Origin of the sequence: Streptomyces sp. NPDC102437, from assembly GCF_044765565.1 — a bacterium.
Classification (GTDB): domain Bacteria; phylum Actinomycetota; class Actinomycetes; order Streptomycetales; family Streptomycetaceae; genus Streptomyces.
This window is the reverse complement of record NZ_JBIWKI010000020.1, coordinates 159,287-166,038: the sequence shown is the minus strand read 5'-3', so window position 1 is coordinate 166,038 and position 6,752 is coordinate 159,287. Positions and strand designations below refer to the sequence as shown.

The window sequence follows — 6,752 nt, the reverse complement described above, 5'->3', positions numbered from 1 at the left end:
CGTAGGAGGTGAGCGGGGAGTGCGGGGCGGTCGGACCCTTGGCCGCCCAGGCGCCGAAGAAGTCGTACGTCATCACGTTGTACCAGTCCAGGGACTGGGCGGCGCCGGCGTAGTCGGCGGCGTCGATCTTGCCGCCCTCGGAGCCGTCGGCGGTGATGGCGGCCGTCACCAGGTTGTTGCTGCCGAACTTCGAGCGCAGCGCGGTGGTGAGGCCCTTCAGCGCGGCCGGGCCGCTGGTGTCACAGGTCAGGCCGCAGGCGTTGGGGTACTCCCAGTCGATGTCGATGCCGTCGAAGACATCGGCCCAGCGGGGGTCCTCCACCAGCTTGTAGCAGGAGTCGGCGAACGCGGCCGGGTTCTTCGCGGCCTCACCGAAGCCGCCGGACCAGGTCCAGCCGCCGAACGACCACAGCACCTTGATGTGCGGGTACTTCGCCTTGAGCTTGCGCAGCTGGTTGAAGCTGCCGCGCAGCGGTTGGTCCCAGGTGTCGGCGACGCCGTCGACGGACTTGTCGGCGGTGTACGCCATGTCGTAGTCGGCGTAGGAGTCACCGATCGTGCACTTGCCGCCCTGGACGTTGCCGAAGGCGTAGTTGATGTGCGTGATCTTCGCGGCGGAACCCGAGGTGTCCAGGTTCTTGACGTGGTAATTGCGGCCGTAGACGCCCCAGTCGGTGAAGTAACCGAGGTTGACCTTGCCGCCGGTGCCGGGGTCGGGGTTGCCGCCGCCGCCGGTGGTATGGACCTTGACCGCGCCGCTGACCGGGCCGGTCTGGTCGGCGGTGTCACGGGCCTGCACGGTGTACGAGTAGTCGGTGCCGGCCTTGAGGCCGGAGTCCGTGTACGTCGTGCCGGTGACGGTCGAGACGACCGTGCCGTCCCGCAGCACGTCGTAGTTCTTGATGCCATTGTCGTCGGTCGCGGCGGACCAGCTCAGCTTGGCCGAGGTGTCGGTGACGGCGCTCGCGGTGGGGGTGCCCGGTGCTGAGGGGGCGTTGTCGCCGGGGACGCTGCCGCCGTCGCAGGAGGCGCCGTTCAGCTTGCAGCCGGTGGGGGCGCCGGGGCCGGTGCCGTTGAAGCCGAAGCTGACGGAGGCGCCGGGGGCGACCGAACCGTTCCAGCCGAGGTTCTTGGCGGTCCAGTGGGTTCCGGAGCCGGTGACGGTGGCGTCCCAGGCGGAGCCGACCGCGGTGCCGGAGGGGAAGTCCCACTCGATGGTCCAGGAGGACAGGGCGGTGGTGCCGGTGTTCTTCACCGTCCACTGGCCCTCGAAGCCGCTGCCCCAGTCGGATTTCTTGACGAAGGAGGCGGTCGCCGAGGTGGCGGCCTCGGCGGGGGAGGCCAGGCCGACCATCGCGGCGAGTGGAAGCAGCAGCGCGGTGACACCGGCGACTGCTCTGGATCTGGTGGCTCTTCCGGTCCCGAGTCTGAATCGGGTCCGGCGTAGGGGGGTTTCAGTGCTCAACGGTGCTCCTCGGGTGAGGTCCGGACAATCGGGGGTGGTCCGTGGACTGCAAACCCTGCGCCGCCCTGAGCCCGCCTTGTCATGGCGTGCTCACCGCAGTGTGCTCGGTGAGATTAGGAAGGTCTGGACCAATCGTCAAGAGGTCTGGACCAAAGTTCGCGACTAAACCTTCAGACTCCCAATTCCTGTGCGAGTACCGCCGCCTGGACCCGGCTGCGCAGCTCCAGCTTGCCCAGCAGCCTGCTCACATGGGTCTTCACCGTCGCCTCCGCCACGGAGAGCCGGACCGCGATCTCGGCGTTCGACAGGCCCTCGCCGAGGCAGCCCAGAACCTCCCGCTCCCGCCGGGTGAGCGCGTCCAGCACCGCGGGGTCGGGCGCGTTCGCCGGCCGTGCGGGAGAAGCCCCGGCGAACTCGGCGATGAGCCTGCGCGTCACGCCCGGGGCGATCAGCCCCTCGCCGCGCGCCACTGTCCGTACGGCGTCGAGCAGATCGCGTGCGTCGGTGTTCTTCAGCAGGAAGCCCGCGGCCCCCGCCCGCAGGGCCCCGAAGACGTACTCGTCCAGATCGAACGTGGTCAGCACCAGCACGTCCGAGAGTCGTTCGGCCACCACCTGCCCGGTCGCCGACACGCCGTCCAGCCGAGGCATCTGAATGTCCATCAGCACCAGGTCCGGCCGCAGCTCGCGCGCCAGGCGCACCGCCTCCTCGCCGTCCCCGGCCTCGCCCACGACCTCGATGTCGGGGGCACTGCGCAGAATCAGTACCAGCCCCGCCCGTACGGCCGACTGGTCCTCGGCAACCACAACCCGGATCGTCATGTCCTCGACGCCCCTTCCTCCACGGGCAGTTCGGCCCGTACCCGCCAGATCTTCGTACCGTCGCCGGTGGTTGACGGACCGGCCTCGATCGCGCCGCCCAGCAGCGCCACCCGCTCCCGCATCCCCACCAGACCGGCCCCCGAGCCGGGTGCGCGCGGCCCGGGGCGGCCCCCGAACACACTGCTGACCTCCACCGTGAGCAGCTGCCCGGACTGCCCGAGCCGCACCGTGACCGGGCCCGGCGCGGCATGCTTGAGCGCGTTCGTCAGGGACTCCTGGACGATCCGGTACGCGGCCAGCTCGACCGGCGTGGGCAGTGTGACGCCCTCGCCCCGCTCGTCCTCGAACGTACAGGTCAGGCCGCTCGACGCAGCGTTCGTACGGGTCTGCTCCAGCAGGGCGTCCAGCGAGGCGAGGGTGGGCGAGGCGGCCGGTTCCAGGGCGCCGCCGCCGGTACGCAGCAGCCCGATCAGCCTCCGCATCTCGGCGAGCCCGGCGACGCTGTTCTCCCGGATCACCCCCAGCGCATCGCGGGAGGTGCCCGGGTCGTCGATGGAGAGCGCGGCGGTGGAGTGGATGGCGATCGCGGACAGGTGGTTGGCCACCATGTCGTGGAGTTCGCGGGCCATCCGGGTGCGCTCGGCGGTCACGGCCTGGGCCCGGTCCATCTCGGCCAGCAGCGCGGTCTGTTCGGCGTGCAGCCGGGCCGTCTCGGCGGCGTCGCGGTGGTTGCGGACGCTGACCCCGGTGATGGCGGGCAGGAACGAGACCATGGCGGTGACGACGCCGATGAGCAGTGCCTGGGCGTCGCGGAACCAGGCCAGGAACCCGATGGTGACCGCGATCGTGATCAGGAACGTGGTCACCGGGATGCGGCGGGCGGCGGACGGCTTCCCGTACAGCACGGCCGCGTACATCAGGTCCGTGAACATCAGCACCGTCGCCAGGTTCCCGACCGTGAACTGGTCCGCGACCAGTGCGAGTGTGCCGATGACCAGGGCAGTCTGCGGGGCGGTCCGGCGGACCACTTCGAGCGCCGACACGACGGCGAGCGGCAGCAGGGACACCCAGGGGGCGACGAAGGTCCGGTCACCCTGGATGTTCAGACCGAGCATCCACAGGACGAGGCCGCCGAAGAGGCCGATGACCGCCAGGAGCACGTCGTGGCGGTGCGGCCGGGGAAGGGAGAGCACCCTCCCATCCAACACGGCGGCCCGCGCCCGGACCTCCGTACCAGGGGCGAGGCGCGAGTACATCGAAGGATGCAGTCGTGGTTCGTCATCGCAGACGACGAATCCGGGCCGGGCGGCCGGGAGGCTGGAGGAGACGGAAAGGAGAGGGCTGTGATCGTCACGCTGATCGTGTTCTGCGAAGTCGCCTTCTGGGTGCTGCTGGCCGCGGGGCTCGCGCTGCGGTACCTGGCGAAGAAACCGAGGCTGGGCGCGGCCGTGCTGCTGTGCGAGCCGCTGCTGGAGGTCGTACTGCTGGTGGTGACCGCCATCGACCTGAAGAACGGGGCTCAGCCCGACTGGAAGCACGGGCTCGCCGCGGTCTACATCGGCTTCACGGTGGGGCTCGGCCACTCCACGATCCGCTGGGCCGACGCCCGGGTCGCGCACCGCTTCGCGGGCGGCCCGCCGCCGGTGAAGCCGCCGAAGTACGGCATGGCGCGCGCGGTGCACGAGTGGAAGGTCGCGGCGCGCTGGACGGTCGCGGCTGTGACCGCGCTGGCGCTGCTCCAGGCGGCCGTCTGGTACGTGGGCGGAGACGGCGACGTGTCGTCGTTGCAGGCGTGGCAGCAGAAGATGCTGTTCGTGATCGGGATCAACGTGGTCATCGCGGGGAGCTACACGCTGTTCCCGAAGGCGGCGCCGGGGCCGGGGCCGTCGAGCTGACCCCGGCCCGTCCCGGTCCGCGGACCGGGACGGCTACCGCTCGCCGCCCGGCACCCACAGCACGTCGCCGACCTCCTTGTTCGCCGTCCTGGCGAGGATGAACAGCAGGTCGGAGAGCCGGTTGAGATACGTCGCGGTCAGCGCGTTCATCACTTCGCCGTGCACCTCCAGCGCCGCCCAGGTGGACCGCTCCGCGCGCCGGACCACCGTGCACGCCTGGTGCAGCAGCGCCGCCCCGGGGGTGCCGCCCGGCAGGATGAAGCTGCGCAGCTTCTCCAGTTGCTCCAGGAAGTGGTCGCAGTCCGCCTCCAGCCTGTCGACGTAACTCTGCTCCACCCGCAGCGGCGGGACCATTTTTTTTAGAAGCGCCGGGTCCTCGACGACCGGGGTCGACAGGTCCGCGCCCACGTCGAACAGGTCGTTCTGCACACGGACGAGGACCTTCACGACGTCCTCGGGGAGCTGCCCGAGCGCGATCGCGGTACCGATGACGGCGTTGGCCTCATTCGTGTCGGCGTACGCGGAGATCCGCAGATCGGTCTTGGCGGTCCGGCTCATGTCGCCGAGGGCGGTGGTCCCCTGGTCGCCGGTGCGCGTGTAGATACGTGTCAGATTGACCATGCGGTCAGCCTAAGGGCTGTCCCGCAATCCCTGGTGGATCAGCGTGCGGCGTCAGACGCGGTGCATCGCAAGGCGGAGGGACGCCCGAATACTGGATGTTGGATGTATTCGGGCGTTCCGACAACGCGGCGAGGTGCCGTGGCTGTCGTCGCGCCCGCCAGGGATTACGGGACAGCCCTTAGTCAGGCATCCGCCCGCCGGAAGACGCGTGTGCCCACCGCCACGGCGATCGCCGCTCGTGCGGGGCATCGGACAGCCCAGGCCGGACCAGGTGCACGGGGCGTGAGGGAACCCGCCCACGCGCCACGGACCACGCCCCCGGAGGCGGGCCGCCGGACGGGACGAGAAAGCGGCGACCCAGCGCGTCCAACACTGTTCGGAACGCGCCCAGCACACATGAGTGGGTCCAGGACCCACTCATGTGCACTGACTGGCAACGGTTACGAGCGCTTCATGCAGGCCATCGAGGGTACGGACGGCCTCAAGGACCGCCTCTGGCACGCACAGCAGGAGGTTCTTCAGCATCTGGAGACGACGCTCCAGGCGGAGTGCGGGACGGAGCCCGGGGACCCGACGCCGATCCTGGTGGCGGGTCAGCTCGCCTGGGTGCACAGCACGCTCATGGCGTACATCCGCCGTGAGATGGTGGCCGGCCGCAAGGCGGGCGAGGTGTCCCGGGACGCGCTCGTCCTGCTCGACGACATCGAGGACCTGTTCGGCGAAAAGGTCCTCAACTACGCCCGGCGCGCCGCCGAATGAGGGGTCCCGGTGTGATGTCCGTCATGTGAGACGTGACGCGCATCTCTTCACGACCCCAGGGCCCCCCAACGGTACTAATCTCCGCCGGAGAGCATGTGAAGAACCGTCGAGACCCGGCCGTGCAGGGACCAGCTGCAGAGGCGGGCAGAAAACCAAGGGGTGCAGACGTGGCCAGGAAGCTTGCCGTCATCGGAGCCGGACTCATGGGGTCCGGCATCGCGCAGGTCTCCGCCCAGGCGGGCTGGGACGTGGTGCTGCGCGATGTCACCGACGAGGCACTGGCCCGTGGGCGTGGCGGCATCGAGGCGTCTTACGGCAAGTTCGTCTCCAAGGGCAAGCTGGACGCCGCCGACGCCGAGGCCGCGCTCGCCCGCATCACGACCACCACCGACCTCGACGCGGTCGCCGACGCGGATGTCGTCGTCGAGGCCGTCTTCGAGAAGCTGGAGGTCAAGCACGAGATCTTCCGGGCCCTCGACAAGATCGTCCGGGACGACACGGTGCTCGCCTCCAACACCTCCGCCATCCCGATCACCAAGATCGCGGCCGTGACGGAGCGCCCCGAGCGAGTCGTCGGCGTGCACTTCTTCTCGCCGGTCCCGATGATGCAGCTCTGCGAACTCGTACGGGGCTACAAGACCAGTGACGAAACCCTCGCCACCGCGCGGGAGTTCGCCGAGTCCGTCGGCAAGACCTGCATCGTCGTCAACCGTGACGTCGCCGGCTTCGTCACCACCCGGCTGATCTCGGCGCTCGTCGTCGAGGCCGCCAAGCTGTACGAGTCGGGCGTCGCCTCGGCCGAGGACATCGACATCGCCTGCAAGCTGGGCTTCGGCCACGCCATGGGCCCGCTCGCCACGGCGGACCTGACCGGCGTCGACATCCTGCTGCACGCCACGAGCAACATCTACACCGAGTCGCAGGACGAGAAGTTCGCCGCTCCGGAGCTGATGCGCCGGATGGTGGATGCTGGTGACATCGGCCGCAAGAGCGGGCAGGGCTTCTACACGTACTGATCGTTTTCGGTCTCCGGTTGCCTGATCTGCCGTCGGTCAGGCCCGGAGATCCCGGGGAGTCTCCCGGAATCACCGGGTCCGATCGGGCCCTCGCCGCGCCTCGGTCACTCCACGGGGTGAATTCGGTATCGGTTCGCTTACAGACGGCAACTTCCCTGTCGCTGCCGCAGTCAGT

The 6,752-nt window shown here is 69.5% G+C and carries 7 protein-coding genes; 3 read left to right on the top strand and 4 right to left on the bottom strand.

The annotated features are described in order from the left end of the window. From ACIRJP_RS25285 to ACIRJP_RS25275, 3 genes are all read right to left on the bottom strand, one after another. The coding region (locus ACIRJP_RS25285) for a glycosyl hydrolase family 18 protein (RefSeq protein ID WP_404178278.1) at positions 1-1,465 on the bottom strand (1,465 nt) is incomplete at its 3' end. 170 nt (positions 1,466-1,635) lie between these two features. Further along, entirely contained in the window at positions 1,636-2,286 is a 651-nt protein-coding gene (locus tag ACIRJP_RS25280) for a response regulator (RefSeq protein WP_404178275.1), read from the bottom strand. Next, entirely contained in the window at positions 2,283-3,479 is a 1,197-nt protein-coding gene (locus ACIRJP_RS25275; RefSeq protein ID WP_404178272.1) for a sensor histidine kinase, read from the bottom strand. The genes ACIRJP_RS25280 and ACIRJP_RS25275 overlap by 4 nt, the downstream gene beginning before the upstream one ends. Before the next feature lie 150 nt (positions 3,480-3,629). On the opposite strand from ACIRJP_RS25275, the gene ACIRJP_RS25270 reads away from it, so the two are divergent. Next, on the top strand, positions 3,630-4,181 hold the full coding sequence (locus ACIRJP_RS25270; RefSeq protein ID WP_404178269.1) for a hypothetical protein: 552 nt from the start codon (positions 3,630-3,632) through the stop codon (positions 4,179-4,181). 33 nt (positions 4,182-4,214) lie between these two features. On the opposite strand, the gene ACIRJP_RS25265 is transcribed toward ACIRJP_RS25270, so the two are convergent. Continuing rightward, positions 4,215-4,802, bottom strand: a complete 588-nt coding sequence (locus ACIRJP_RS25265) for a cob(I)yrinic acid a,c-diamide adenosyltransferase (RefSeq protein WP_404178266.1) — start codon at positions 4,800-4,802, stop codon at positions 4,215-4,217. 453 nt (positions 4,803-5,255) lie between these two features. Here ACIRJP_RS25265 and ACIRJP_RS25260 point away from each other — a divergent pair, with 453 nt between their 5' ends. Next, positions 5,256-5,561 (top strand): hypothetical protein, encoded by a 306-nt coding sequence (locus ACIRJP_RS25260; protein WP_404178263.1) that lies wholly within the window; start codon positions 5,256-5,258, stop codon positions 5,559-5,561. A 167-nt stretch (positions 5,562-5,728) separates the two neighbouring features. After that, positions 5,729-6,577, top strand: coding sequence for a 3-hydroxyacyl-CoA dehydrogenase family protein (locus ACIRJP_RS25255; protein ID WP_404178260.1), 849 nt, complete (start codon positions 5,729-5,731; stop codon positions 6,575-6,577). Positions 6,578-6,752 lie beyond the last annotated feature (175 nt).